Annotated in this window: 24 protein-coding genes and 1 pseudogene; 15 read left to right on the top strand and 10 right to left on the bottom strand. The window is 49.0% G+C overall.

The window, feature by feature from the left end:
- The 4 genes and pseudogenes from GS601_RS21905 to GS601_RS21890 form a co-directional block, all read right to left on the bottom strand.
- A partial coding sequence (locus tag GS601_RS21905; RefSeq protein WP_162425420.1) for a transposase occupies positions 1-456 on the bottom strand: 456 nt, incomplete at its 3' end.
- Positions 457-525: 69 nt separating this feature from the next.
- The gene (locus tag GS601_RS21900) at positions 526-759 is read right to left on the bottom strand and encodes a hypothetical protein (RefSeq protein ID WP_238393445.1); all 234 of its coding nucleotides are present in this window, start codon (positions 757-759) and stop codon (positions 526-528) included.
- Positions 760-796: 37 nt separating this feature from the next.
- Positions 797-1,498 (bottom strand): annotated as a pseudogene (locus GS601_RS21895) (IS1 family transposase); the annotation flags it as partial.
- A complete protein-coding gene (locus GS601_RS21890) occupies positions 1,447-3,207 on the bottom strand; it encodes a hypothetical protein (RefSeq protein ID WP_202925283.1) in 1,761 nt (586 codons plus the stop codon). The gene GS601_RS21890 and the pseudogene GS601_RS21895, both read right to left, overlap by 52 nt.
- 132 nt (positions 3,208-3,339) lie before the next feature.
- Between GS601_RS21890 and GS601_RS21885 the strand changes: the two genes are divergently transcribed.
- Positions 3,340-3,666, top strand: coding sequence for a hypothetical protein (locus GS601_RS21885; protein ID WP_162425418.1), 327 nt, complete (start codon positions 3,340-3,342; stop codon positions 3,664-3,666).
- A 188-nt stretch (positions 3,667-3,854) separates the two neighbouring features.
- Here GS601_RS21885 and GS601_RS21880 read toward each other — a convergent pair whose 3' ends face one another.
- Both GS601_RS21880 and GS601_RS21875 read right to left on the bottom strand, forming a co-directional pair.
- Positions 3,855-4,310 (bottom strand): NIPSNAP family protein, encoded by a 456-nt coding sequence (locus GS601_RS21880; RefSeq protein WP_202925282.1) that lies wholly within the window; start codon positions 4,308-4,310, stop codon positions 3,855-3,857.
- A gap of 10 nt (positions 4,311-4,320) precedes the next feature.
- Positions 4,321-5,196, bottom strand: coding sequence for an oxidoreductase (locus tag GS601_RS21875; protein ID WP_162425417.1), 876 nt, complete (start codon positions 5,194-5,196; stop codon positions 4,321-4,323).
- Positions 5,197-5,314: 118 nt separating this feature from the next.
- Between GS601_RS21875 and GS601_RS21870 the strand changes: the two genes are divergently transcribed.
- Positions 5,315-6,220, top strand: coding sequence for a LysR substrate-binding domain-containing protein (locus tag GS601_RS21870; RefSeq protein WP_162425416.1), 906 nt, complete (start codon positions 5,315-5,317; stop codon positions 6,218-6,220).
- Positions 6,221-6,321: 101 nt separating this feature from the next.
- On the opposite strand, the gene GS601_RS21865 is transcribed toward GS601_RS21870, so the two are convergent.
- Both GS601_RS21865 and GS601_RS21860 read right to left on the bottom strand, forming a co-directional pair.
- Positions 6,322-8,751, bottom strand: coding sequence for a bifunctional 3'-5' exonuclease/DNA polymerase (locus tag GS601_RS21865; protein WP_202925281.1), 2,430 nt, complete (start codon positions 8,749-8,751; stop codon positions 6,322-6,324).
- Positions 8,732-11,452, bottom strand: a complete 2,721-nt coding sequence (locus tag GS601_RS21860; protein WP_162425415.1) for a DnaB-like helicase C-terminal domain-containing protein — start codon at positions 11,450-11,452, stop codon at positions 8,732-8,734. The genes GS601_RS21865 and GS601_RS21860 overlap by 20 nt, the downstream gene beginning before the upstream one ends.
- Before the next feature lie 132 nt (positions 11,453-11,584).
- Between GS601_RS21860 and GS601_RS21855 the strand changes: the two genes are divergently transcribed.
- The 12 genes from GS601_RS21855 (at position 11,585) to GS601_RS21800 (ending at position 22,544) form a co-directional block, all read left to right on the top strand.
- The gene (locus tag GS601_RS21855) at positions 11,585-12,961 is read left to right on the top strand and encodes an ATP-dependent DNA helicase (protein WP_162425414.1); all 1,377 of its coding nucleotides are present in this window, start codon (positions 11,585-11,587) and stop codon (positions 12,959-12,961) included.
- 549 nt (positions 12,962-13,510) lie between these two features.
- Positions 13,511-13,819 carry a beta clamp domain-containing protein gene (locus GS601_RS21850; RefSeq protein WP_162425413.1) on the top strand — a complete coding sequence of 103 codons (309 nt, stop codon included), beginning with the start codon at positions 13,511-13,513 and terminating at the stop codon, positions 13,817-13,819.
- Positions 13,820-13,876: 57 nt separating this feature from the next.
- Positions 13,877-14,728, top strand: coding sequence for a DNA polymerase III subunit beta (gene dnaN / locus GS601_RS21845; RefSeq protein ID WP_338017111.1), 852 nt, complete (start codon positions 13,877-13,879; stop codon positions 14,726-14,728).
- Between the two features lie 77 nt (positions 14,729-14,805).
- Positions 14,806-15,000: a hypothetical protein gene (locus tag GS601_RS21840; RefSeq protein WP_162425411.1), complete on the top strand. Its 195-nt coding sequence runs from the start codon at positions 14,806-14,808 to the stop codon at positions 14,998-15,000.
- Between the two features lie 36 nt (positions 15,001-15,036).
- Positions 15,037-18,405, top strand: coding sequence for a helicase-related protein (locus GS601_RS21835; protein ID WP_162425410.1), 3,369 nt, complete (start codon positions 15,037-15,039; stop codon positions 18,403-18,405).
- Between the two features lie 53 nt (positions 18,406-18,458).
- On the top strand, positions 18,459-20,135 hold the full coding sequence (locus tag GS601_RS21830) for a type IIL restriction-modification enzyme MmeI (protein ID WP_202925279.1): 1,677 nt from the start codon (positions 18,459-18,461) through the stop codon (positions 20,133-20,135).
- Positions 20,136-20,335: 200 nt separating this feature from the next.
- Positions 20,336-20,491: a hypothetical protein gene (locus GS601_RS21825; protein ID WP_162425402.1), complete on the top strand. Its 156-nt coding sequence runs from the start codon at positions 20,336-20,338 to the stop codon at positions 20,489-20,491.
- A gap of 5 nt (positions 20,492-20,496) precedes the next feature.
- Positions 20,497-20,913 (top strand): XisH family protein, encoded by a 417-nt coding sequence (locus GS601_RS21820; protein WP_162425409.1) that lies wholly within the window; start codon positions 20,497-20,499, stop codon positions 20,911-20,913.
- Positions 20,901-21,236 (top strand): XisI protein, encoded by a 336-nt coding sequence (locus tag GS601_RS21815; RefSeq protein WP_162425408.1) that lies wholly within the window; start codon positions 20,901-20,903, stop codon positions 21,234-21,236. The genes GS601_RS21820 and GS601_RS21815 overlap by 13 nt, the downstream gene beginning before the upstream one ends.
- Positions 21,237-21,249: 13 nt before the next feature.
- A complete protein-coding gene (locus tag GS601_RS21810; RefSeq protein ID WP_238393444.1) occupies positions 21,250-21,498 on the top strand; it encodes an element excision factor XisH family protein in 249 nt (82 codons plus the stop codon).
- 91 nt (positions 21,499-21,589) lie between these two features.
- Complete coding sequence (locus GS601_RS21805; RefSeq protein WP_338017110.1) at positions 21,590-21,829, top strand: XisI protein; 240 nt, start codon at positions 21,590-21,592, stop codon at positions 21,827-21,829.
- A complete protein-coding gene (locus tag GS601_RS21800) occupies positions 21,816-22,544 on the top strand; it encodes a DNA-processing protein DprA (protein WP_162425406.1) in 729 nt (242 codons plus the stop codon). The genes GS601_RS21805 and GS601_RS21800 overlap by 14 nt, the downstream gene beginning before the upstream one ends.
- A 62-nt stretch (positions 22,545-22,606) precedes the next feature.
- Here the strand turns inward: GS601_RS21800 and GS601_RS21795 are convergent, their stop codons facing one another.
- The gene (locus tag GS601_RS21795; protein WP_162425405.1) at positions 22,607-23,275 is read right to left on the bottom strand and encodes a hypothetical protein; all 669 of its coding nucleotides are present in this window, start codon (positions 23,273-23,275) and stop codon (positions 22,607-22,609) included.
- Positions 23,272-23,835 carry a GNAT family N-acetyltransferase gene (locus GS601_RS21790; protein WP_162425404.1) on the bottom strand — a complete coding sequence of 188 codons (564 nt, stop codon included), beginning with the start codon at positions 23,833-23,835 and terminating at the stop codon, positions 23,272-23,274. Before GS601_RS21790 ends, GS601_RS21795 begins: the two co-directional genes overlap by 4 nt.
- 148 nt (positions 23,836-23,983) lie before the next feature.
- On the opposite strand from GS601_RS21790, the gene lexA reads away from it, so the two are divergent.
- Entirely contained in the window at positions 23,984-24,493 is a 510-nt protein-coding gene (gene lexA / locus GS601_RS21785; protein WP_162425403.1) for a transcriptional repressor LexA, read from the top strand.
- Positions 24,494-24,560: the final 67 nt, after the last annotated feature.

The raw sequence follows: 24,560 nt of genomic DNA, 5'->3' as shown, positions 1-24,560 counted from the left end.
CGGAACCGGAATCAAAGTTGCATCCACGATCTGCCCCCCTTTGGCTTGATACCCCTGGGTTCGGAGATATCCATCAAACTGCTCAAACAAGGCTTCAATTAGTCCCAACTCGCGCAACTGTTTGCGGAATAACCAAACACTCGTCGCATCCGGGACGACATCCCCGATGCTCAATCCCAAAAATCGCATGAATGAGAGTCGGTCATTCACTTGATACTCTAGTTCTTCATCACTGATGTTGTACAACTGCTGCAATATCAGCATCTTGAACATCAAAATCACATCGTGCGTTTTGCGTCCCGCTTTGCTCTTACGCGGCTTTTCATGCACCCGTTCTAGACTTGCTCGAAACGCTTCCCACCCAATTACTTCACCTAAGCGCACTAACAGGTCTTTCTTCTGTTCTAGTTTGGTCTGACGTTGTTCGATTTTCTCTTTGCCGAATCCTTGTCCCATTGGTGACATTCTCCAAGTGACGCTGCTTCTAGCCTGACACTCTTTATCGCTATCTCCCCGGCTCTTAATCTAATTTTTCGAGGTGCCCATTAAGTCTTTACGGGACAATTCTGGTTTCTTGATATTCGCTTTTGTGGTTTCGATCGGCTTTTTTTCAGTTTCTATCTGGGAATTTGATTGGGTATTTTGATCTGCAAAAAACGAGCGAGAATCACGATTGTATCCCGAATGATTTGGCAGTTCGGGCATCGGATACCACCGCATTCCATCACACCAAGCGCGTCGTACTGGAGAACGCCGCATTTCTGAAGTGATCGCACTGAGATCACGGTAGTGATATTTAGGAAAGGCTGGAGGAAATAGAGATAAAATCGTGGGCAACTGACAACTTCCGTCGCACTGTTGCGTTGTAGTGATGCACAAAATTCCAAATCGCAGCGATGTGATTCTCTAACTTTTTAGAAAACGATAAGCTCTTGCGCACGAGTCGAGACACCCGTTGTCGAAGCGTGCAATTGAATCGCTCAATATAGCTTGTGCATCCACTGTCCTTGTCTACAGCATGATGCCGTTTGCTCGGTAACGCCGTTGGATAAGCACTGTATCGGTCAGTGTCGATCACGGCACACTGACGATAGATCGAAGGGAGTGAGGCAAACAGCGCTTGGGCAGCAGTGCCTGAACGCTCACCGATGTGCAACCCGACAATCTCCCGTGTTGCCGCATCTAAAGCAATCCAGACCCATTGCTCATTGCCTTTGCGATCAACAAACGACCACAACTCATCCATCTGCACGGTTAGGCGCTTTTTTGGCTTTGGCATCACCTCCACCTGTTGCTGTACTCGGTCAGTCTTGCGATTCACGTAACGTTGAACGCAGTCTTCAGAGAGTTCTAGCACTCGTGCAATGCCTGCAAGCGAAATCCGCTCTAGCAGCAATCGCTCAATCAAGCCCTTCTGCTCCTCACTTAACATTTGCCATTGCGGATTCAGCACAAACTGCCGTCTACAATCTCGACATTTATAGGTCTGCTTACCATGATGTCCTCCAACCGTTCTGCACTTTTGGGCGAATCGACCTCGACCTGAAGTGCCTGAAACAGACGGTTAAGCAGTTTTCGTTGACGGCGCTCAAACCGCTCAACATTCTCCCCTTCCCCTGGCATCGACGATCGCACCCGCCCAATGTTGGTTGCTACCAATCCCACTTTGTTCTGATTTGCCGTCGCCGCGATCTGAGCCAGATTCTGGTACTTCAAGCCACCATCGGTCGCAACTTCGCTATAAGCCAGCTTAGGACGTTGCTTCACGGCTTCAAACCGTCCTGGCTCGCCAGCACGTAACGTTTCCTTGACGATGTTGGGCAATTTGCTGGCAGGGCTAACCATCAGTTGATCCCCATCAAAGTCTGCCTGGTGATACTCTTCTGCATCTCTTGGATTAATCCAAATCACGTTCCGAGTTTTCTTCAGTTCTGAGTCGTGGCTGTTGCGGTAGAGGCGAATATTGTCTGAGTTAACGATTGGGTAGCGGGTCAGAACCACATCTCCTTCTGGCAGATGAGGCACACAAACCGTGCCACGCGGTAAGTCATCCGATGGCATCGCCATACCAGAACTATGGCTGTAGCCGCTCTTAATCGCTAAATCTCGCCATCTACCTGCCACATAATCCGTTGCAAACTTCCGAAACTTGGGCGTTTCAACCAACTGCCCATATTTGTCGCTTCGCAACAGCGAAATCCAGCGAGATTCCTGTACCTGGCTGTTGGCATTCCCATCTAAGTCTTCAACTTCTTCCTCCGATCGCTCCTGTCGCCGTTGCTGTTCCTTGTCATATTCCTGCACAATGTAACGTGCCAGTGCCAGAGGATTCTGCTGCAAATCTGCCAAGACTCTCGCTTTTTCCTCCGTCGGCTGCTTCAAATCCTGCCGCACTGCATCCTCAGAATACCAGATGGTAAACTGCCAGCTATTGTCGTAGCTAGTTGCTCTGGCATTGCCCCGATTGCCCATCGCGGCTTGAGGAAACTCATAATCTCCACATGGAACTAGCTCGTCCAATCGGGCTTTTTTAATCCCCTTGATCGACGATCTATCCATGATAATGTCATAGCTCTCTGCATCAGTCAGTCGGGCATTGGGCAGTAGCGTTCCCTTGGATAAGAAGCTGACACGCGGACAGTTTTCCTCATTTCCCTCTGCCCATTGCTTCCTCCAGGCAAACCGAAATTGAAACGGGCAGTTCTGCTCACCCCCCAGTTGACGAGCTAGCTGCGGCGAAATCTTACCGTGACAATCTCCAGTCTTGTAGTGGGCATACTCTAGGTCATTGAAATCCACAATTTTGACCCGCAGGTTCTCCAACGTGTCAGACCCTTTGTAGCAATTACTCACCAGCAGAGAGCCATATCGACAGGCAGTATCCGGCTCTGTCGCAAATAAGCACCGGATCTTCGTACGCAATTCGTCATCCGCAAAGTAGTAACTGTTGCCAGAACTAAACGTGAGCCGCCGCGAAGTGCCATCGGCAAAATTGCGCGTCCGCAGATGATTTGCATCAGGACTACGATTATCAATTTTTACGAGCAGCAGAGATTGCAACTCCTCCGGCTTAAACATCTGTTCCAACAAGGAGTTCTTAATAATCTCCGGCTCCAACAAATACCGCCCTTTCCCGTTGTTGTGCGCCCCATCAAAAATCGGGATGCTGAGACCGGAACCTTCAATGACCCGCGTGGTCAGATCCATTACCTATCATATATGGTATAAACGTACTGTTATCTTGCTTAAAAAGCGTTAAACTGTTTTTTGACATTTACACAAAGCAACGAAGGCAAGATCAGCCGAGTGGCTATTTTTGAGTAACCAAGGAGGATGGCTATGCCCTGGCAAATCAAACGGTTGGAAAGCGGTTTGCTAGTTCAGGAATATGATCAAGAACCCAATGATCAAAGCGAAGAACTCCTGACCCCAGATGGCAGAACTCAAGATGAATGTCACCCGCGCTTTGCTCATCTGAAGCCTGGGGAAATTATGGTGCTGCCAGATGAACCCAAAACTTCTAATTCTGGCTCCTGGTATTCCAGCCAGTATGAGGATCTCGGTGAATTTTTGAATGGCGATCCAGGGGCGATCGACAAGTTAGACAACAGAAGTCAGTCTCGCCGCTACAAGTGGCGTTATTACGAACCAGACGAATCTCTATGATGATCGTTCCGGTTGAGCGGCAGCAGATCAACCAGAACGATAGACGGAAAGACTCTCAACTGTTCGCTCCAACAAGGTTGTTATACCGTTTTTGCGATCGACTCTCCGTACATTGATCGACTTCAGCTTTGTGCGGAGCCGTTGCTTGTTGCTGAAACTGAACTTTCTCCTGACTGAAATTCTGAACTTTAGTTTGACAGTCGTCCGCCCGGCGAGTAATCTGTCAATTCTAATGTCCTATCCTCAATGTCGCCGACGAGCGTGCCATGCGCCTCAGCCGTCACCTTCTTGATGTCCGCCCACTCTTGATCAGCCATGAACGCCTCCCACCGCTCCTTCATCGTTTCTGTGTCAGTCCACTCAAGTAGATAGACCAACTCTGTGTGGTTATCGTGCCGAGATTCCCAGGTCGCCACAATTTTGAAGCCGTATCGCGCCATGATCCGCATCGCATGATCACGGAATCGTTCGTGGAACGCCGTTTTATTGCTGTCGAAGATCCCGTAGATACGCAATTGATGGATGACGCTGCCTGTCGCTTTGATCCCTTTGCTAGAAGTTTGTGAGAGTCCGACAGTGGTGCTCATGACAACAATGAACACGATGGCTAGAGCAACACGCAGAAATGTCTTGGTGTGAATCATGGATAATCCTCTACTTGGCATAGTTGACGTGTTTTGGATAATCTGTACTGACAGTCACCTGCTGCCAGGCATCCAAATCCGTTTTGACCCATTCCAATTTTTCCTGAATCAGGCTCATGGCATCCGTGCCTAATGCCAGTCGCATCGGTGGATGAGAACTTTCCACAGCTTGGATGATGGCTTGCGCTGCTTTAGCAGGATCGCCAGGTTGCTGACCATCCATTTCTTTGAACCACTGCAATGACGCACCACTCACCCCAGCATAGGCATCAATGGCTTGTTTGGCTGCTGCCAGAGAGCGCCCGTTAAAATCTGTGCGAAATGCCCCAGGTTCAATCAAAGTCACTTTAACTCCAAAAGGTTCAACCTCCTTAGCTAGAGCTTCAGACATACCTTCCAGGGCAAATTTAGCGCCACAGTAGAGGCTGCTTCCACCAAATCCTACTAATCCTGCTGTGGATGACATATTCACAATGTGACCGCTGCCTTGCTGACGCATCACAGGCAAGACCGTTTGCATCAGACGGAGTGCCCCAAAGAGGTTGGTTTCAAAAAATTGGTGAATATCATCATCACTGACTTCTTCGAGTGCGGCAATCAGTCCATGACCCGCATTGTTGACCAGCACATCAATTCGACCAAATGTGGCGATCGCGCTATCAACCGCTGCTTGGATGTCTTGAGGCGATGTTACATCCAGACGGACAGCCTTTGCGGTTTCTGGATAGAGTTCAATCAAAGCGCCAAGTTGCTCTGGTTTACGAGCAGTTGCCAGCAGGTAGTCGCCTTTCTGCAACACCGCTTCTGCCAGGGCGCGTCCGAATCCGGTTGAGCATCCTGTAATCAACCAAATTTTAGGAGCGACACGATTTTTATCTGAGTTCATGGGTTTTCTCCAGTATCAAGAACGATGAGACACGCCTCATATCTCTCACGGTAGGAGACAGGCAGATGACTGTCCAATATATATATAACTAGGATTAATAGGTTAAACATATAAATCAATGGAATTACGGCACCTACACTACTTCATCGCGGTTGCTGAGGAGTTGCATTTTAGTCGAGCAGCGGAGCGGTTGCACATCTCCCAACCCCCACTCAGTCAGCAGATTCGGGATTTGGAAGAGGAACTTGGAGTCAAGCTGTTTGAACGAACGAAGCGACACGTGCATCTGACGGAAGCAGGCAAAGTGTTTTTGGAGCGCTCCTACCTGGTGTTAGCGCAACTCGAACAGGCGATCGCAGCGACCCAACAGATCGGACGGGGTGAGGTGGGACGGTTGGCGATCGGCTTTGTCAGCTCTGCAATGTATACCGTACTGCCAGAGATTTTAAGAGGCTTTCGAGCACAATTTCCCGCTGTAGAACTGCAATTGCATGAACTGACGACGGTTCAGCAAATTCAAGCCCTGTATGACAAACAGGTGGATGTCGGCATTGTTCGTTCTGCCATCAGCGAACCAGGGTTGAGTGTGGAGTGCTTTTTGCCAGAATCAGTGGTCTTGGCGTTGCCAGAAACCCATCCGTTGTCTGCTCAGACTCAAGTGTCGCTTTCCACATTGGCAGATGAATTATTTATCCTCTTTCCTGCCAAACTGGGACCCGTCTTTTACGAGCAGATTATAAACCTGTGTCAGCAAGCGGGATTTCGTCCGAAAGTGGCTCAAGAGGCAGTTCAGATGGAGACAATCATCGGCTTAGTTGCAGCAGGACTGGGCATTGCGATCGTGCCCGCCTCCTTGCAAAACTTTCACAGAAGCGGAGTCATCTACAGACCCTTACAGGAGCAGATCTCTGATACTGGACTTTATCTGGCTTGGCGGCAGCATGATTCCTCTCCAGTCACCAGCGCCTTTCTCAGCTTGGCAAGGGGGACAACACAAGGGGAGTCAAATCATAATGCTACGTGAGCAGTTGGGATCATTCACCTCACCTAATAGCGTTTTCAGGTATTGTCTCAGCAGTAACCTAAAGCGGCATAACAATTAAATAGGGTGATTCTCTTAAAGCCTTACTTCTCCGCCCAGTTAAGAGCGATCGCCACCTCCGCTTTCACTGGCACCTTTCTTAAATACCGCTGTCCAGCCTGCTCCATCACTTGCTGAAGAATCTTTGCAGCCGGTTCTGCTGTCTTCTCTGGAGCTTCCAACAAAATCTCATCATGCACTGTGCCAATTAACTTGGCTCCCGTTTCTTTTAACGCGGCGGGAAGTTTCGCTAAGGCAGCCTTAGTAATATCTGCGGCAGTCCCCTGAACTGGAGTGTTTAGCAGCTCTGTTAGCTTTGGTTCATCCTTCCAGCGCCGGAGGCGATCGCCCATTGTCCGCATCTCCCTGGGCAACTTGCGCTTGATCGCCCCATGCCAGCGGGCAATCCCCTGATATGCCTCAAAATATCGCTTGCGAAAGGTTTCTGCCTGCTTTAGGCTCATCTGTACCCCATAGTTATTGTAGGCGTACTCAGCTAAACCTTTGGCACCCATTGCATAAATCAGCCCAAAATTGACGGCTTTGGCTGCCTGCCGCTCCGATTTCTCAACTTGATCCAAGGATTTATCAGCAATCAGGGCAGCGGTTAGCCGGTGCAGGTCTTCATCATTCTGGTATGCCTCAATCATGCGGCGATCGCCACTGAGTTCTGCGGCGACCCGCAGTTCAATTTGAGAGTAGTCCGCTACGACTAAGCGATAGCCTGGAGCTGGAATGAAACAACTGCGAAAGATTTTGTCTCTGGGAATCTGTTGCAGATTAGGATTACGACAAGACATACGCCCGGTAGCAGCCCCCATCTGCTGATAGTCTGGATGAATTCGCCCCGTAATGGGGTGAACGTGTTTGGGCAGGCTACTAGCAAATGCCTGAACTGCCTTTGCGGCTTTGCGGTAGTCCAACAATGCTCTAACGGGTGGATGCCCTTCTGCCAGGGGAATCAAAGAGAGTTTACTGGTATTCTCAACTGGCACACCCATCTGTTGTAATGCCTCTAGTACCTGCGGCTGACTGTCCAAATTGAGAGACACCTCATTTCCTAAGAGATCGAGTTGGGCACTGAGCAAGGCTGGCTGAAACTGTTGTCGTAATGCACCCGCCATCTGGTTTCTTCTTTGTTCCAGTTCTTGTCGCAGGGAATCCCATCGGGAGAGATCGAGTAGCATTCCATTGAGTTCCATTTGGGCGATCGCTCCCAAACAATCAAATTCCAATTTGGCAGTTTTCACCAAACGAGCACCTGTCAGCTTGGGTTTCATCACCTCGCGTAACCGCAGTAGAATCGCTGCGTCTCGCGCTGCATACTCTAACTGCTCAGAAGAAAGACTGGGATGACTCCAGTCACTTCGCTGCTGTTCTTTGGAGAGTTCTTCTCCCAGATAGACCTTGACTAGCTCCGCCAGGTTATATCCGTGCGAACGCACCCCTGCATCCAGCAATTGTGCAGCGATCATCGTGTCGAACAGTTTGCCAGCAATAGGAAGCCCTGCCTGTTGCAGGAATTTCAAGTCAAATTTGGCATTCTGCAAAACTTTGATTGGCGTACCTTGAAGCAGTTCGCGCAGAGGAGCTAGCGTTTCCTTGGCAACTTTAAACAGGTCAATGATAATAACGGGCTGATTAGGCGCAGCAATTTGCACTAAACGAATTCGATCTTTTAAGGAATCAAGTCCAGTGGTTTCTGTGTCAACCGCGATCACCTGACAAGTTTGAAAAGGCTTAAGTACTTCTGCAAGCCGCTGTCCATCTTCAACGAACTCATAACTCACAGCCGCCTGAGATGAAATAGCATCTGATTTCTCATCTATATAAAAATCTTCTAGTTCTATTGCAGATACACTTTCTGTAGCAGTTATCTGAACTATTTCTCGCAATGGTATTAAGCAATCTGAATCGATCGACTTCAAACCAGAAAAAGCATCACTACTACACCAAACACACCAAATATTTTGATGCTGTCGATAAACATTGACATACATCTCCTGAACCACCAGCACAGCATCAATTGGAATACCAGATGGTACACGTTGAGAGTCTGGACGGAGAACAACTTGTTGACCAATCTCAAAACTGTCGTGGTTTGGAAACGATGAGGCTGTGGAACTAGGGGAGGGAAGAGGTTTGGTTTCCTTGACTTCCTCTGTTTCTATTTTTCCTCCCACCTCTTGATAGAGAGCATAGGAAACAATAGCTTTCTGTTTGGCAATCCGCGATGGTAGAGGCGGTGGAGTGTACCAGGTTTCAATCCAGGCATCGCTTGCTGATGGTGTTTCTGATTCAGCAGTTGCAGCTTTAATAGGCTCACTACTCTGTTGAACCCGATTCCTCAGAAACTGCCGTTTCCGAGCTTTTGCCCAATCCATTAAATCCTCATACAGTGGATCAGCAGCCGTAGAGAGATTGGAATTTGCTTCTACACCACTAACATTGGGGCTAGAGATCTTCACGGTCATTGTCCTCTCCTAAATCCAAATCAACTGGAATAAAGCGGTGGTAAGCCCGCTCATAGACAAACAATGGCTCTGCTGTGACACCACCCCGATTTTTGAGAATGCTAAGTCGCGCATAGGTCGCCTTCGCTTTTTCATTAAGCGGATACTGAGCGCGCACGTCTTGAATTTGCCGGAGTCTGAGATAGTCTCCGGCATAACGTTCTTCCAGCAGGTCAAGCTGATCTCTAGGCTGGTCATTGCCTCGCTGTGCCTTCCCCGTCTGGAGCAACATAATGCAGTCTGCGGCGTGGGCAATCTTGAACGAGTCCCGTAACGCACCCATATCTAACGTTCCAGTCCGAAGCGCTTCCTGGTAGGCGGCTTTATTGATATCACTAATTGCCACCACAGCAGCACCTGTGTCCCGCGCCAGTTGTTTTAAGCCCGTCGCCACCCGCGAGACTCGTAACACTTCATTGGCACCAGAGTCGAGTTTTTCATCACCACAACACATCAGCTGCAAGTAATCGACAATCACCAACACGGGTGCTGTTTTATCGAGTTCTGCAATGCGCCGAATTTGAGCGATCGTCCCTTTCAAATGCACGACTGTGACCTCTGGACCTGCTTCTAAAACCGTCAGATATTCTGCAATCTGCTGGTCATATGCCCGAATTGCCAGAGCAGTCTGTTGTTTCAGCCATTCGGTATGGGCATAGTCGGCATTCATCCAGTGCTTTGCTTCAATCAAGCCGGAGTTCAGCCCACCCATCCGCGACAAAGCGTTCACCCAGAGTTGCTGCTTCCCCATCTCAAAAGAGACATACAGCACGGGGATTTTAGCTTTTGCCGCTTCATCCGCGCACCAGGCGCACCAGGTCGTTTTTCCTGAGCCGGGAGGAGCACCCACAACATAAAGCCTGCCGGGATGTAGACCACCATTGAGAGAACGATTCAGCCAAGGAGCCGGGGTGGCGATCGCCGTTTGCGGTTGCCCAAACAATTCCCGGATCAAGTCCTGGGTATATGCCACCATTGGCATGACTTCTGAGGCATTCCGTTGCTGAAGATGTTGGGAATGGTGAATGAGTGTTTCCAGCGTTTCGGTAACAGGATGTAAGGGGCTGTTCAGCAGTTCAGATGCAGTGGCAGCCTGCTCTTTTGCTAGTAGTCGCAATCCGGTATCTCGCACTCTCATGAGGAGTTCTGTAAACGTCTCCCAACCACAGGGAGCCAGATTCAAAAGCTCGTCCAAATAGGCAGCAACTTGATTCAGAATCGGTGTCGGTAGGGGAGAACGCTCTATCACCAATTTTTCCAACCGTGAGAGAACGAGACTGGGCGTTAACTCTCTCCCTTCTATCTCCAGGCTTACAAAGCATTCCCAGAGCCTTTGGTGGAGATAAAACGGCTTTGGGTCGTTGCCTTTGGGCATAAACGTGGCGATAAAGCCCTCAACGGGTAAATCCACACCCAAGGCTTCCTGCATCCCGGCTTCTGGGTGGTGCAGGATGTAAGCCAGCAAATCTCGTTCAACCCGTCTAGCAACCTCGTTATCACCCTCTGGCTTCTCCCATTGCCAAAAGGGGCAGGCATAGCCCGTGCAACCTCCACAGTGGACTAACTCACGGCTGTTGCGAATGTAGCTGCAACTCCACTGATAGTCGTGCGGATTTCGTTTAACCGAAGCATAGGTGCTGTGGAAATTTCTGAGCCTGGATTCAACCGTTGTTTTGCTGGTGGGATGGTGATCAGACGCTCGTGCCATTGCTTCTGCCAAGGGTTCTGCCTGGTTACGTTCCCATCCCCTGGTGATGACATAACGCGCCAGAGTTAAGTTGACTGAGTTGTAGTCCTGATCGGTTGGCGCACCCTGGTTCATCAGGTAGTGAATACAAGCGGGATGCTCATCGGAAGCCAGAATTGAAAAGTTCGTCGATTTTGTAGTAGTAGACGACTGCACGGTTGAACTCCCAGCAAAACCCGATCGCTCCTGAAAAGCATTGCCCTTTTGATGCCCATTCTTACCGATCGCACTGCTGAGGCTGACTTCAAGTGCAGCTAATTGAGCCAGTTGAGCCACAGGAATCTGCTGAAAGGATGCCATTAGACCCGCCTGATCGTCGGGCACTACCGGAAATCCTTCAGACCAGTTCACAGGTTCACTTAAGAAACCGCTCCACCTACCACTGATTTGATGCTTACCGCAGGGCAATTTAATCGGTCGTCCCGATGCTTTGCCATCGATCGCCGTTGTTGCTGTCGCGGGATAAATCTCCTTTGGCTTGTAATCAGCTAAATAACAGAGGTTCTGCAATGCCTTGACCCAGGTAGCACCAGGCAGCGGCATGTCAGCAAACAACCAGAGATGAAACCCACGACGACCACTAAATTCCAGATAAGCAGAGAGTCCTTGACTCGTAGCGATTTGTTGCACTCGTTGAGACAGACTCAGCACCTCACGCAAAGTCTGCTCATCTCTGCCGTCTTTGGGAGCATCAAAATCAATGCAGCCCGCTTTGGCCAGATTCGTCCCCGGTTGGAGGAGGCGCACCGAGATAATTGAGTTGCCTTGAAGATGCGCTTCTACCACAGCAGGGGTGAGGGACTGATCATACTGCGACTGTAGAACATCAGTGCTTTGCCAGACGCTATAAAGCTGCTGATGTTTATGGAGAATCAGGCGGTAAAGCTGCTGTAAAACAGTGGTGGTTTCTGACATGTAGTTCAACTAATCAAAATTCAACTAATCAAATCGGTAATGATGTCGCGAATGTGTTCATCCACTTGAGCGAGCCAAAGACGATCACTGGGATAAATTTGCAAATTTATGGATGACATTAGCGGAGTCGTAATGATGCAAACCCTTCCTGCTTCCTCCCCGGCCGTCTCTTTCCCCTTTCAACTGACTGAGCAACAGCGTCAAGCCCTGGATGCAATGTGGACGTTCATCCTGCAACCGGCTTTCACGGCTGCCCTGTTTCTTTTAGTTGGCTTTGCTGGCACAGGAAAATCAACGATCGTTTTTCAATTGGTTAAAGTGCTAGTCAGCCAAGGGAAACGAGTCGTTCTGACCGCACCCACAAATAAGGCTGTTGGTGTGTTGCAACGCATGGCGTTAGAAAACGGGGTGACTGGCGTAGACTTCTTCACGATTCATCAATTGCTGGGGCTGGGCATGGTTTCCAGAGGTAACGAAAAAGTGTTGGCTCCGACTGGAACGTCATACATTGGGTTGTTCGATGTTGTGTTCATTGATGAGTGTTCCATGATTGGAGAGCAGCTCTGGCACTGGATTGAGGAAGCGTCCAAAAGAACATCAACGTGGCACCCGCTCAAAATGATTCTGATGGGCGATCCGGCTCAGCTTAACCCGGTGAATGAAGGGCGATCGCCAGCCTTCACCATACCCAATAAAGCTGTGTTGACTCAAGTGGTGCGCCAGGGCACAGATAGTCCGCTGTTGGAATTTATCACGGCTTGCCGTTATTCAGTGACGAAGAGCAAAGCGCCCTTTGAACCGTTTGCAAAATATCTACCGGATAAGACTAACGGCTCGTTGCTGGTGAAGCGTCGATCGCTCCTCAAATATGCCTTCAAGAAAATCTCTGGCGAGTTTACCCAGAACCCTGATTGCTTCAGAATTCTAAGCTGGACAAATGCTCAAGTGGATTACTACAACCAGCAGATTCGCAACCATCTGTATGGTAGGGCTACCACTCGGTTTATTCCCGGTGAACGGCTGATCACGCGCGATCCGGTTTTGGCTCCTGACAGTCAAACGATTATCCTTTCCACTTCAACGGAGTTCACGATTCAGGAGTTTTCAGAAGATCGCTACAGCAATTACAAAGCCTGGAGGCTAAAGGTTGCGACGGATGATGGCATATCACGTCAAATCTATGCTTTGCATGAAGATGAGCAGAATCGGTTTGATACAGAGACACACAGGCTACTGGCGATCGCAAAACGTAATCCATTCTTATGGCGCGATTATTATCACCATTTAGAACAGTTTGCTAATGTGCGAAATTGCTTTGCCATTACGGTTCACAATAGCCAGGGAAGTACGTTTCTAGAATGTGGTGTTGATGGACAAGATCTAAGTAAACGGCTTAATCCTGAACGTGGTGATACGGCAAAAGACTTGTTGGCAAAGGTGAAAGAGCACAATCGCTTATGGTATGTCGGAGCCAGCCGTGCTCGGCGGCGGATTCTGGTTGTGCCATAGGACTTTAACTTAGGGAATGCTTTTGGACAGAGCCACCTAAAAGTATTCCCTAAGTTAAACCAACTGCCAGAAGCTGCGTATCGAATTCACCATGATGAGCTGCTTCCAACAATCTTGTTTACTTAGGGAATACTTAACGGCGTTTTGGCTTCACACTATACCCTAATTAATTTGACCGTTCTGCCAAGAAGCTTGAGTCATAGGGTCTTTGGCATTTTTCATCTGCTAACGCAGGCATCCTTCGACGACCATTCACTTAGAGACACTGATCATGACTCAAGCATTACAACGATCGAGGGGCAAGATTGCAAAGCAAAACCAGCAGACTGAGCAACCGACTTCTGAAGCTGCGATCGCCCAGCGTATCCATGGGAACTCACTTCTCTAGAGCAACCTACCGACCCATCAGAGGCGAGTGAAGCGGAAGCAACCGTCGGTGAGCCTGAAAATTCTGCTGAGCCTGAAGTATCGGCAGAGCCTGTGAAGAAGTCATCGAGAAAACGGGCAGCTAGATCGCAGCCAAAGGACGCACCTACAACGGAACAGGGAATGCAGGTGATTTGTTCTCAGGGTCAGTTTCATGATGCGCTGGCGATCGCAAGTTGTGCTGCCCCAGCAAAACCTAGCCATCCAGTCCTGGCAAATGTGTTGGTAGTGGCAGATGCTAACGCTCAACAGGTTCATCTGACAGTGACCGATCTGGCAATGACGCTTCAGGCAAGCTTTGAGGCACAGGTGCTTTTGGGCAGTGAAATTACGGTGCCCGTTGAGATGCTCTCAGGGATGGTCAAACAGTTTCCAACAGGGAAACTCCTCAGCGGGAATTCCTCGGATTTCATATTTTCCATCGGCATCTGACAGTGTAATGGAACAAGTTTTGATCGGTTGCTCATCTTCTGACGCTGGCTTTGCAACCTGCGCCTGACTGTTGAGCGTGATGTTCCGCCCATTGCAACACTCAAAGCGCCTCCAGTTTCCCTACCGACCAATGTGTTGAGAGAAGGACTAAAAGGAGTGCTGTACGCGATTAGCACGGATGAAACTAAGCGCATTTTGACAGGCGTTTATATTCAGATTGGGCAAAATGCCCTGAAATTCATTGCAACAGATGGACATCGAGTGGCGATAGCAGAATTATCAGCGGAGGGAATTAGCAGAAAACGACGTAAGCGATCGGGAGCCGATGAACTCACTCAATTTTCAATTCCGGGTAAAGCCTTGAAGGAACTGATTCGTAACCTGGCTGATTCAGTTGACGCGATCCAATTGCGGTACGATGCAGAAGCAACCCGCGCCAGCTTTGCATGGCAGGATATTACTTTGAGCTGCCAGTGCATTGAAGGACAATATCCAGACTGTGAACAGTTGTTATCTCGATACAGCTTTGATCGGGAAGTGGTGCTGGAGAAATCAGGATTGCTTAAGGCATTGGAACGGTTATCGGTGCTGACCGACAAAAAGGAAAGAGGAATTCAGTTTCGATTTGATGGAACGGCACAACAAATTCACCTTTCGATCGAACGGGAGTTTGGCAAGGGCGATGAAACAATCAGTGCTCATATCCCTACAAATATGACATTGGATATCCAATTCAATCTTAAGTATCTGGGGGAAGCGGTTAAAGCGATTCCCAGTTCTGGGATCAAGATGCATTTAAAGCAACCGGACTATCCGGTAATGCTGGTTCCTGCTGGGGATTTCAATAATCCAGAGCTAGAGATGGACATGCGCCACTTTCTCTTTCCGCTTTACAAGCAACCAGAGTAATTTGTTGCAGCCATAGACTGAGGGAGCCAGGATCGAGCAGACTCTGCACTGCATGGCTACCTCGATTTAAAACGTGCATGAAATCTATCGTCTTCACATCCTTATGCCTCATCAATTCCATTGCCACACTCGATGGCACCATCGTCACACGGCTCTTGCTGGCTTTGCCGTCTAAAACCATGTGGGAAGATTCTAGCTGCCCACTTTCAGCAGCGTTTCCTGTTTCTCAGCAGGGCAAGGGATTAATTGAAAATCTACCGGATATGATTTGATCACGTCAGCCCAAAATCCTGCTCTGTGTAAAATCCATGTCAAGTATTTACGACAATATCGAGCAACCCATCCTGCCTGAGTTGCAGGCTTATCTAAAGCAAGCCTATCGCGCTGATTTTTGTGTGGGTTATTTCAACCTGCGGGGATGGCGGCAAATTGATGCCGATATTGAGAAATTTGAGGGGGGTGATGGTCAGGCTTGCAGGTTGCTGGTGGGCATGTATCGCTTGCCGAAGGAAGAGTTAAGGCAGGCATTCGCAATCGGAGTGGAACCAGAACGCATCGATCAGGGGCAAGCGATTCGACTACAAACCCTGATGGCGCAAGAGTTTCGACAACAGTTAACTTTTGGTGCGCCCAGTGCGTCTGATGAGGAAGGTTTGCAGCGATTGCGATCGCAACTTCTCACCCACAAACTTCAAGTCAAACTATTTTTGCGGCATCCCCTCCATGCCAAACTGTATCTGATTTATCGCCGCGATCGCGCCACACCCATCATTAGCTATGTGGGCAGCAGTAATCTGACTCTATCTGGGCTGAGATCTCAGGGTGAGCTAAATGTAGAAGTGGTGGATCGGGATGACACGAATAAGCTGGAGCAATGGTTTGAAGAGCGCTGGGACGATCGCTTTTGCTTGGATATTTCGGAGCAACTGGCAGAGATTATTGATGAAAGCTGGGCAGGGCGATCGCTCAAGCCCTATTTTGTCTATCTGAAAATGGCGTATCACCTGTCCCAGGAAGCGCGAGATGGGTTGAGTCAGTATCGCGCCCCTGCTAGTTTTGGACTGTTGCCGTTTCAGGAAGCAGCAGTGCAGATTGCCGCACACCATGTCAGCAAGCGCAATGGAGTGATCATCGGCGATGTAGTGGGGTTGGGCAAAACCCTAGTGGGGACTGCGATCGCCCATCTCTGCGAGGAAGACTATGGCACCAGTACGCTGATTATTTGCCCAAAAAACCTAGAAAAAATGTGGCAGGGTTATATCGATCGCTATGGCTTGCGGGGCAAGGTCGTTCCGATTAGCCGAGCGATTCAGGAATTGCCTAATGTCCCCGCGCGGTTTCGACTGGTACTGATTGATGAAAGTCACAACCTGCGCAACAAAGAGGGCAAGCGGTATCAAGCAATTAAAGACTACATTGAGCAAAGCGGCAGTCGGTGTATTTTGCTGACGGCAACACCTTACAACAAAACCTATCTGGACTTATCGGCTCAGTTGCAATTATTTTTGCGCCCAGATGCCGATTTGGGGATTAAGCCAGAAGCCTATATCCGCAGCATTGGCGGTGAGATGCAGTTTCGCCGTAGACACAGCACTAGCCCCGTGCGATCGCTCCTAGCATTTGAACAGAGCCAGGAACCGGAAGACTGGCAGCAGTTGATGAGTCGATACATGGTGCGACGAACCCGCAGCTTTATCAAGCATACTTACGCCAGACAAGATGGGGAACGGTACTACCTGGAGTTTGCCGATGGACGGCGATCCTATTTCCCGGCTCGTCGTCCTCGCACCGTTCGGTTTGCGATTGGGGAACCGCAGACCGATCCCTATGCTCGGTTGTATGCCGATCGCGTGGTTGATGTCATCAACGCCCTCAACTTGCCTCGCTATGGGTTGGGGTTATACATTGCGCCCCTGCCAAGCCCGATCGCTAGTGCTGAAGAAGAGCAACTGTTAGCCAATCTTTCCCATGCGGGGCAACGGTTGATGGGCTTTTGTCGCACGAATTTGTTTAAGCGATTAGAGAGCAGTGGAGCTGCCTTTATCCAGTCGTTGGAGCGACATATTCTGCGGAATTATGTGTATCTCCATGCGATCGCCCACGACCTCCCTCTGCCAATTGGCACTCAGGATGCAGCATTACTAGATGAAGTGGGCAACGATGAGGATGAAGATTCGCTCTTGAGCCAGGACTGGGAAAGCTCCGAAGATGCGGCTGTGGATGAAGAAGCTATTGATCCACGGCAGAACTTTGCTCAACGGGCAGCAGAGATTTATCGTTTGTATCAAGATCGATACTCTCGTCGATTTAAGTGGATTCGCGCCAATCTCTTTCGTCCAGAGTTGCGGCAAAACCTTCAGCAAGATGCCACCGCGTTGATCGGAATTTTGCAACTGGCGGGAAATTGGAACCCGTTTGAGGATAGCAAACTGGTGGCACTGGTGGATTTACTACAACAGCAACATCCCACCGATAAGGTGCTAATTTTTACCCAATTCGCCGATACGGCTCGGTATCTGGCAACGGCGTTGCAAGCGCAGGGCACCACTCATATTGGGTTGGCGACCGGACAATCGGCGGACCCGACTGCCTTAGCTTGGCGGTTTAGCCCTATTAGTAATGAAAAAACCATCCCAGAAGTCGAGCAATTGCGGGTGCTGGTGGCAACAGATGTGCTGAGCGAAGGGCAAAACCTACAGGACTGTGCCGTAATTCTCAATTACGATCTGCCCTGGGCAATTATTCGGCTGATTCAGCGGGCAGGACGGGTAGACCGGATTGGGCAGCAGGCAGAGGAAATTCTTTGCTACTCGTTTTTGCCTGCGGAGGGGGTGGAGCGGTTGATCAATCTGCGGGGACGGTTGCGCGATCGCCTCAACGAAAATCAGGAAGTGGTGGGCACGGATGAGGCGTTTTTCGAGGATGAGCAAACGCGGGAGATGCTGCTGAATCTCTATAATGAGCGATCGGGAGTGCTAGATGAAGCGGAAGAAGGCGATGTGGATTTGACCTCTGAGGCATTGCAAATCTGGCAAAGTGCGATCGATGCCAACCCTGCTCTGAAAGGCATCATTGAAAAACTGCCCGATGTAGTGTATTCCACGCAAGAGCATGAACCCACGGGAACCGATCCAGAGGGCGTACTAATGTACCTCCGCACGGATAGCGGCACTGATGCTTTAGCATGGGTAGACAAAGATGGCAACAGCGTCACTCAGTCTCAAATGCGAATTCTCCGCATGGCACGGTGCAGCATTGATACCCCGCCCTTGCCGCGCCATCCCCAGCACCATGAGTTAGTCACACGTGGGGCGGAACTGATTGCCGAGCAGACCAAAACGGTGGCGGGCACCTTGGGCAATAAGCGCAGTGCGGCGACGCGGACTTACGATCGCCTGATGGCATACACGCAACACGTCCGAGAAACCACGCCTTTACTGGCAATGGGCACGGAGTGGGAAACCCTGGAACGGGCGATCGAAGAAATTAACCAGCATTCTATGAAGCAAAATGCGATCGCCCGACTGAACCGAGAATTCAAGTCTGGCATTAGCGATGAACAGTTGGCAAAACTGGTGACGTTTCTGCGAGAGCATGATGCCCTGTGTGTGATCAACCCGGAGGAACGCCGCGACGGAGCGCAGATTATTTGTTCGATGGGGTTATTTAGAGGCTAAAACTAAAGAGGAATCTTGGGAAAACTAAATTTATTTTCATCAACCGTTACCCCATGTCACTCAACCGCGCCCGCGCCCAGAAGTACCTCCAGAAGTTTGATTTTGAGTCTTTGTTCATTGAAGAACTGGGATGGGATACCGTCGATCGCGTCACCTTACCCTTTGAAATCGATGGTGAGTTTTTCGAGGTGGTGGCGATCGCCCAAAAGCGCGGCTTTACGGTGTTCAAGTGCATCACCCCTGAGATTCCGGCGCGTCCGCTCAGGGTAAAGCTCGATCGCCAACTGACAGACTACAGCAAATCGCACCTGTTGGTGTTTGGGGATGAGGGCAAGACTCAACAAACCTGGATGTGGGTGCGGCAAGAGCCAGGTAAGCCATTGGCACCGAGGTTTGAGCAATATCAGGTGGGGCAATCTGCCGAGCGGTTGTTGCAGAAGCTAGAGATTCTAGCCATTTCCTACGAAGAGGAACCTGAGTTAACCCACGTAGGAGTAGCACATGGAAAAGTTAAAAAAGCCTTTGATGTTGAAAAAGTCACTAAGAAATTCTTCACTCGGTTTGAAAAGGAACACGGGCAGTTTCTCAAATTTATTGATGGCATTCAGTCAGAATTTGATCGCACTTGGTATGCATCGTTGATGCTGAATCGGCTGATGTTTGTCTATTTTATTCAGAAGAAAAACTTCTTGGATGGCGATAGTAGTTACCTACGAAATCGCATGAAGCGATGCCAAGCGGAATGGGGCACGGATACGTTTCATTCGTTTTATCGGCAGTTTTTGCTGAAGCTGTTCCATGAGGGATTGGGCAAGCCGGGACGCGATGCCAAATTAGACAAGCTGTTGGGCAAGGTGCCCTATCTAAATGGCGGTTTGTTTGAGGTACATCAGCTAGAAGAAAAATATGAGGAGACGATTCAAATTCCTGATGCGGCGTTTGAAACGGTGTTTAACTTTTTTGATGAATACGACTGGCACTTAGACGATCGCCCCCTCCGTAACCAAAACGAAATTAACCCGGATGTGTTGGGCTACATCTTTGAGAAGTACATCAACCAGAAGCAAATGGGGGCATACTACACCAAGGAGGATATCACCGAATACATCAGCAAGAATACAATTATTCCGTTTTTGTTTGATGCGGCTCAGAAGGCTTGCAAGATTGCCTTTAAGCCGGATGGGGCACTGTGGGCGCTGCTGCGGGAGAAGGGCGATCGCTACATTTACGAAGCCGTCCGCCAAGGTGTGGATCTCGAATTACCTGCCGCGATCGCTGCTGGCATTGAGGATGTGTCGCAACGGGGCGGGTGGAATAAGCCCGCAGCAGCAGGATTTGCGTTGCCGACTGAAACTTGGCGAGAACACGTCGCCCGTCGTCAGCGCTGTTTGGAACTGCGGCAAAAGTTGGCGGTGGGGGAAGTCACGGATATCAATGATCTGATTACTCACAATCTGGATATTCGCCAATTTGCTCAGGATGTGATTACTCAGGATGTGATTACCAGTTGCGAAAGTTCGGATTTGCTGAAGGCGCTTTATCAGGCGATCGAGCAAGTCTCGGTGCTTGATCCGACTTGTGGATCGGGGGCATTTCTGTTTGCGGCGTTGAATATTTTGGAACCGCTTTACACGGCTTGTCTAGAGCGAATGCAGGGGTTTGTGGATGAGGACGATGCGCGGCTTTTCCCTCATCCCCTAACCCCTTGTATCTTAAGAATAGAGAGATAGACCGTAACCCCTTGGATGCAAGACATCGTGGAGAAGCTAGGGTCATCTCTCTATGCAAATAGTCAAACTCGAATCATCGGTTGGGACAACTATCTTTGGATGGAGAAGACTTATCTAAGTTGTCTGAGGAACTCTGTAAAGCTCTGAATTTATCAAGTGCTTACATTAACGTAAACCATAGTCAAACAGGGGCGATTCAGATGGAACAATTTAAGCCCCGCGAAGCAAAACCCATCATTGACGAAATCGATCGCGTTCTTGCCCAACACTACGGCTTCACCGCCGAAGAACTCGACTTCATCATCAACTACGACATCAAATACCGCATGGGCAGAGACAATGGAGGGGAGGATTAAACTATATGCCAGCAAAAGACATCTATCACGACAGTTGTAAACAAGCCCTGATCAAAGACGGATGGCACATTAGCCACGATCCCTACAATCTGAAAATTGGGCGGAAAGACCTGTTCATTGATCTGGCAGGTGAAAAACTAATCACTGCCGAAAAAGATACACAGAAAATCGCCGTCGAAATTAAAAGCTTTGTCAGCCCTTCCGAAATTCGAGATCTTGAAACGGCACTCGGTCAGTACATCCTGTATCAAAATATTCTGAGCCGAGTTGCCCCTGAGCGCACCCTTTATCTAGCCATTCGTGATGCCAGCTTCTTAAAGCTATTTGAACAAGAAGTTGGACAAATTCTCTTAGAAAACCAAGTTTTAAAGCTGATCACATTTAATCCTAACCAGGAGGTTATCACTCAATGGATCGACTAAATGCTTACCGCCAGATTATCCGTAATACCCTTAAACCCTACGCTGAGATTGATTATGCTAACGTCAACGTCAAAAATCGGGCTGCTTTTGACCCTGAAACCGATCAATACATTATCCTGTCCGAAGGCTGGGATCAGCAACAGCATCTGCATAGTGTTTTGCTGCACATTGAGATTATTAATGGCAAAGTTTGGGTGCAATATGATGGAACTGAAGACGGCGTGACCGATGAACTGCTTCAAGCCGGCATTCCTAAAGAAGATATTGTTCTCGGCTTCCATGAGCCTGAAGTCCGACCGCATACAGGATTTGCCATTGCTTAATCAGAACCCATCATTGACGAAATCGTCGGCGCAGCCTCTCTCTCCTGTGGAGAATTGCGTCCTTGCCCAACACTACGGCTTTACCGCCGAAGAACTCGGCTTCATCATCAACTACGACATCAAACTATTTCTCGCTGTTCCAGATATCGCCTACAAAACATTCTTTCAAAAAGAATTTCCGCGCATGGTTATTCAACAGTATGAACTTGAACTCTTCGTTTATGACATTGAAAATGAGGTGATCGTCTCATGGCAAGTCTAGAAAAACTCCAAACTTATCAAACCATAATCAAGCAACTGCTTAGCAATATGCTGCCTACAAACCATCTTATGGTGATATTGAAATTCAGACGGTGCTTGATACTGAACACGATCATTATCAGGTAGTTGCGATCGGCTGGGACAAAAAAGAGAGAATCTACGGCTGTTCAATTCATCTAGACATTAAAAACGAGAAAATTTGGATTCAGATTAACAACACTGAATTAGATATTGGTCAAGATCTGGTTGAGAGAGGTATCCTCAAAGAAGATATTGTCATTGGGTTTCAACCGCCTTATTTGCGCCAATACTCAGGCTATGCAGCAGTTTAAGCCCATCATTGACATGAATATACCTGCCACTACTCTAGAGTTGCAAACCCTTACCCCTAACGATTCTGATTATCCGGTAGCACTCACAAACTGCACTGCCTTCAAAAGCCCCCCCACATTGAGCGCGATCGGCAATCTCAGCCTGATTCAAAAACCTGCGTTTGGCTCTGCCGTACCGAAGGTAGTCGCCCTCTTCTGCTCTATCAAATGCCCTGGCGACCTCATCCTCAAAACCTACGACCTCGCTCAGAGCTTGCGAGATGCAGGAATTCCTGTCATCAGCGGTTTCCACACCCCGATCGAACAAGACTGCCTCAAAATTCTGCTGCGTGCCACCCAACCAATTATCTATTGTCCTGCCCGCAGTATTCACAACATTCGCTTGTCCTCCGAGCAAAAACAGGCAATTGGCGAAAATCGCTTGCTCCTCATCTCGCCCTTTAATGCCAGCTATCCTCGCGCTACGCCTGAACTTGCCGCAAAACGCAATGAAATGATTGGGGCGATCGCTCACACCATCTTTGTCGCCTACGCTGCCCCTAACAGCAAAACCTTAGCATTTGCCCAACGCCTGATCGCAGCCGGAAAATCTGTGGTTACCTTTGATAGTTCCAGCAACTCATTATTACAAGAGCAGGGCATCGTTGGTTTGGGTGTGGATGCGATCGTGCAACGCTGCTTAGACGAGAGAGAGTTCGCTACATCCACTGATTGAGTCACGTTGGCGAAGTCTGCCGCAAGGCTTAAGGTTTTGCTCCCCTCTCAAACACCCCCACTCTAAAACAGGTTTGTATCCAAGGAAATTACCTGGTCGGGTGCCAGAATGCCTCCAGCTGTGACCACTTCCAGTCTTCCAGTTTCTTGGGGATACTGTATTTTGACTTTGGAGATCGCCGCCTCAATTCCAGTTTCTTGAACGATGTAAATCTGTGTTTCACCTCGCAGCACCCATATCGGCTTAGACCATGTATGTCGGGGTTGAAGTACTGCTTTATAAATAATCTGATGGCTCCACTGAATCAGTTGTTCTAAGGTATCTTCAGAGAAAAAATTAGCAATTTGTGATTGAAATAGTTCTCTGAGTTGCGCTGTTGAAATATGCTCTGGGACATTTGTTGAATCTAATAAAGATGCAGAACTTGAAGAACTGTCTAGGGATTGCACAACCAAAGATTCAAGCCGACGTTGAATCTGGGTTGTAATGGAATCAAAGTCCGGCTCCATCAGAATGTGCCCTAAGTGCTCTCGCAACAGACGCTTCAATTGCTCATCGTCAAGAGCAACCCCGCGAGTGCTGAAATAACCCGAAAGCCCCTTTCCCAAATCCCGTCCGCAACCCACCTCGCCATTGGCAGCGTCCTCGGCTTCAATCAGCTCTAGCAGACGCTGATGACGATCTGCTTTGTCCGAGGTGGCTTTTGGCTGGGCAGGAATCGATTGAGTCATAGGTCGTCTATCCTCAGCGTCTCGAAGTAAACGAGGTTATCGGGTTCTTCAGGGTCAGGACCGCAATTAAGCAACCCAATTCTCAGCTTTCTATAGAATCCTAGCGCACCTGGAAGGGCATGTAACCCAATTCTGCCTTGATAACCCAGTTCACGGCTGCGGGCGATCGCAAAATCTACCAGATTACCCCCAACGCCTTTGTAGGTCGGCGGGTTTGTGATGGCAGGTCGGTTCCAAGGAGCGGTTGCCAAGGCACTGATGTATACTAACCGCCGTCGCAACTGCGATTCAATCAGACAGCGTTTTTTCAAGACATCGAGCATGATCAATCCTTGAGTGATCCCCTCGTACTCGATAGCATACAACTCATCGCCGGGAAGAAACTTAGACCGACGGCTCTTGCCCACCCGGGTCCAATACTCGTCATCTTGACTACTTTCCTCCAAAATTGGCTCCCACAAAGTTCTGGCATCCTCAAGGTGCCGATCAGTCACCTCTGTCAGGATGGCATCAATGACCTGTTGGTCTTGAATTTGAAGTAGCTGAATGGTGCGATTCAATGGGGCGGGAGGAGTTGAACAACGGCTCTCATCATAAGGCTTTGAGGCTTATGATTTGCCTATCCAAAAATCAAGAGCCTATTTTTACCGACTTGCCTAAAAATCAGAACAATTGTACTATTACAATCAAAGTACCCACTCCTACTAAATGCAGCGCCCATCTCCTCACCTGAAACTTCTTGCATACCTGAAAGATTACATTCAACTTCACGGTTATTCTCCAGTAATTGATGAAATGATGGCAGCAATGGAGAAACCGCGTGGCGCGATTCAGAACAGCCTCAAATATCTGGAACGAGAGGGTTATATTGAACGGCGGTATGGAAAAGCCCGTGCAATCCGAGTTTTGAAGCCAAACCAAGGTGGTGTTCCGATTTGGGGAACGATCGCCGCAGGTTACCTCAGTGAAGTATTCACCGATCGGCGAGAGATGCTACCTATTTCTAGTCCCAGGCTAAGACCAGGAGACTTTGCGCTTCAGGTTGCTGGAGACAGCATGATTGGCGACCACATTCTAGACGGTTCATTTGTAGTCATGCGCCCTGTGCTCGATCCAGATGTATTAAAGAATGGAGACATCGTTGCAGCATGGGTAGAGGGTCAAGGTACCACCTTGAAGCACTTCTACCGCAATGGCAACGAAATTTCATTAACGTGAGTTCGACGAACGGAAGGTAGCGCAAAAAGAAAGCTGAGACTACGTTTGAAAGAGTTGTAAAATTCCT

The sequence above is a fragment of the Myxacorys almedinensis A genome (assembly GCF_010091945.1).
Taxonomy (GTDB): Bacteria; Cyanobacteriota; Cyanobacteriia; order Leptolyngbyales; family Leptolyngbyaceae; genus Myxacorys; species Myxacorys almedinensis.
This window is presented reverse-complemented; position numbering and strand designations above follow the sequence as displayed.

Bases quoted from the DNA above. Each gene is read 5' to 3' on its own strand.
- GS601_RS21900 (WP_238393445.1), bottom strand. From the start codon at position 759: ATGCGGCGTTCTCCAGTACGACGCGCTTGGTGTGATGGAATGCGGTGG.
- GS601_RS21890 (WP_202925283.1), bottom strand. From the start codon at position 3,207: ATGGATCTGACCACGCGGGTCATTGAAGGTTCCGGTCTCAGCATCCCG.
- GS601_RS21885 (WP_162425418.1), top strand. From the start codon at position 3,340: ATGCCCTGGCAAATCAAACGGTTGGAAAGCGGTTTGCTAGTTCAGGAA.
- GS601_RS21880 (WP_202925282.1), bottom strand. From the start codon at position 4,310: ATGATTCACACCAAGACATTTCTGCGTGTTGCTCTAGCCATCGTGTTC.
- GS601_RS21875 (WP_162425417.1), bottom strand. From the start codon at position 5,196: ATGAACTCAGATAAAAATCGTGTCGCTCCTAAAATTTGGTTGATTACA.
- GS601_RS21870 (WP_162425416.1), top strand. From the start codon at position 5,315: ATGGAATTACGGCACCTACACTACTTCATCGCGGTTGCTGAGGAGTTG.
- GS601_RS21865 (WP_202925281.1), bottom strand. From the start codon at position 8,751: ATGACCGTGAAGATCTCTAGCCCCAATGTTAGTGGTGTAGAAGCAAAT.
- GS601_RS21860 (WP_162425415.1), bottom strand. From the start codon at position 11,452: ATGTCAGAAACCACCACTGTTTTACAGCAGCTTTACCGCCTGATTCTC.
- GS601_RS21855 (WP_162425414.1), top strand. From the start codon at position 11,585: ATGATGCAAACCCTTCCTGCTTCCTCCCCGGCCGTCTCTTTCCCCTTT.
- GS601_RS21850 (WP_162425413.1), top strand. From the start codon at position 13,511: ATGCAGGTGATTTGTTCTCAGGGTCAGTTTCATGATGCGCTGGCGATC.
- GS601_RS21840 (WP_162425411.1), top strand. From the start codon at position 14,806: ATGAAATCTATCGTCTTCACATCCTTATGCCTCATCAATTCCATTGCC.
- GS601_RS21835 (WP_162425410.1), top strand. From the start codon at position 15,037: ATGTCAAGTATTTACGACAATATCGAGCAACCCATCCTGCCTGAGTTG.
- GS601_RS21830 (WP_202925279.1), top strand. From the start codon at position 18,459: ATGTCACTCAACCGCGCCCGCGCCCAGAAGTACCTCCAGAAGTTTGAT.
- GS601_RS21825 (WP_162425402.1), top strand. From the start codon at position 20,336: ATGGAACAATTTAAGCCCCGCGAAGCAAAACCCATCATTGACGAAATC.
- GS601_RS21820 (WP_162425409.1), top strand. From the start codon at position 20,497: ATGCCAGCAAAAGACATCTATCACGACAGTTGTAAACAAGCCCTGATC.
- GS601_RS21815 (WP_162425408.1), top strand. From the start codon at position 20,901: ATGGATCGACTAAATGCTTACCGCCAGATTATCCGTAATACCCTTAAA.
- GS601_RS21800 (WP_162425406.1), top strand. From the start codon at position 21,816: ATGCAGCAGTTTAAGCCCATCATTGACATGAATATACCTGCCACTACT.
- GS601_RS21795 (WP_162425405.1), bottom strand. From the start codon at position 23,275: ATGACTCAATCGATTCCTGCCCAGCCAAAAGCCACCTCGGACAAAGCA.
- lexA (WP_162425403.1), top strand. From the start codon at position 23,984: ATGCAGCGCCCATCTCCTCACCTGAAACTTCTTGCATACCTGAAAGAT.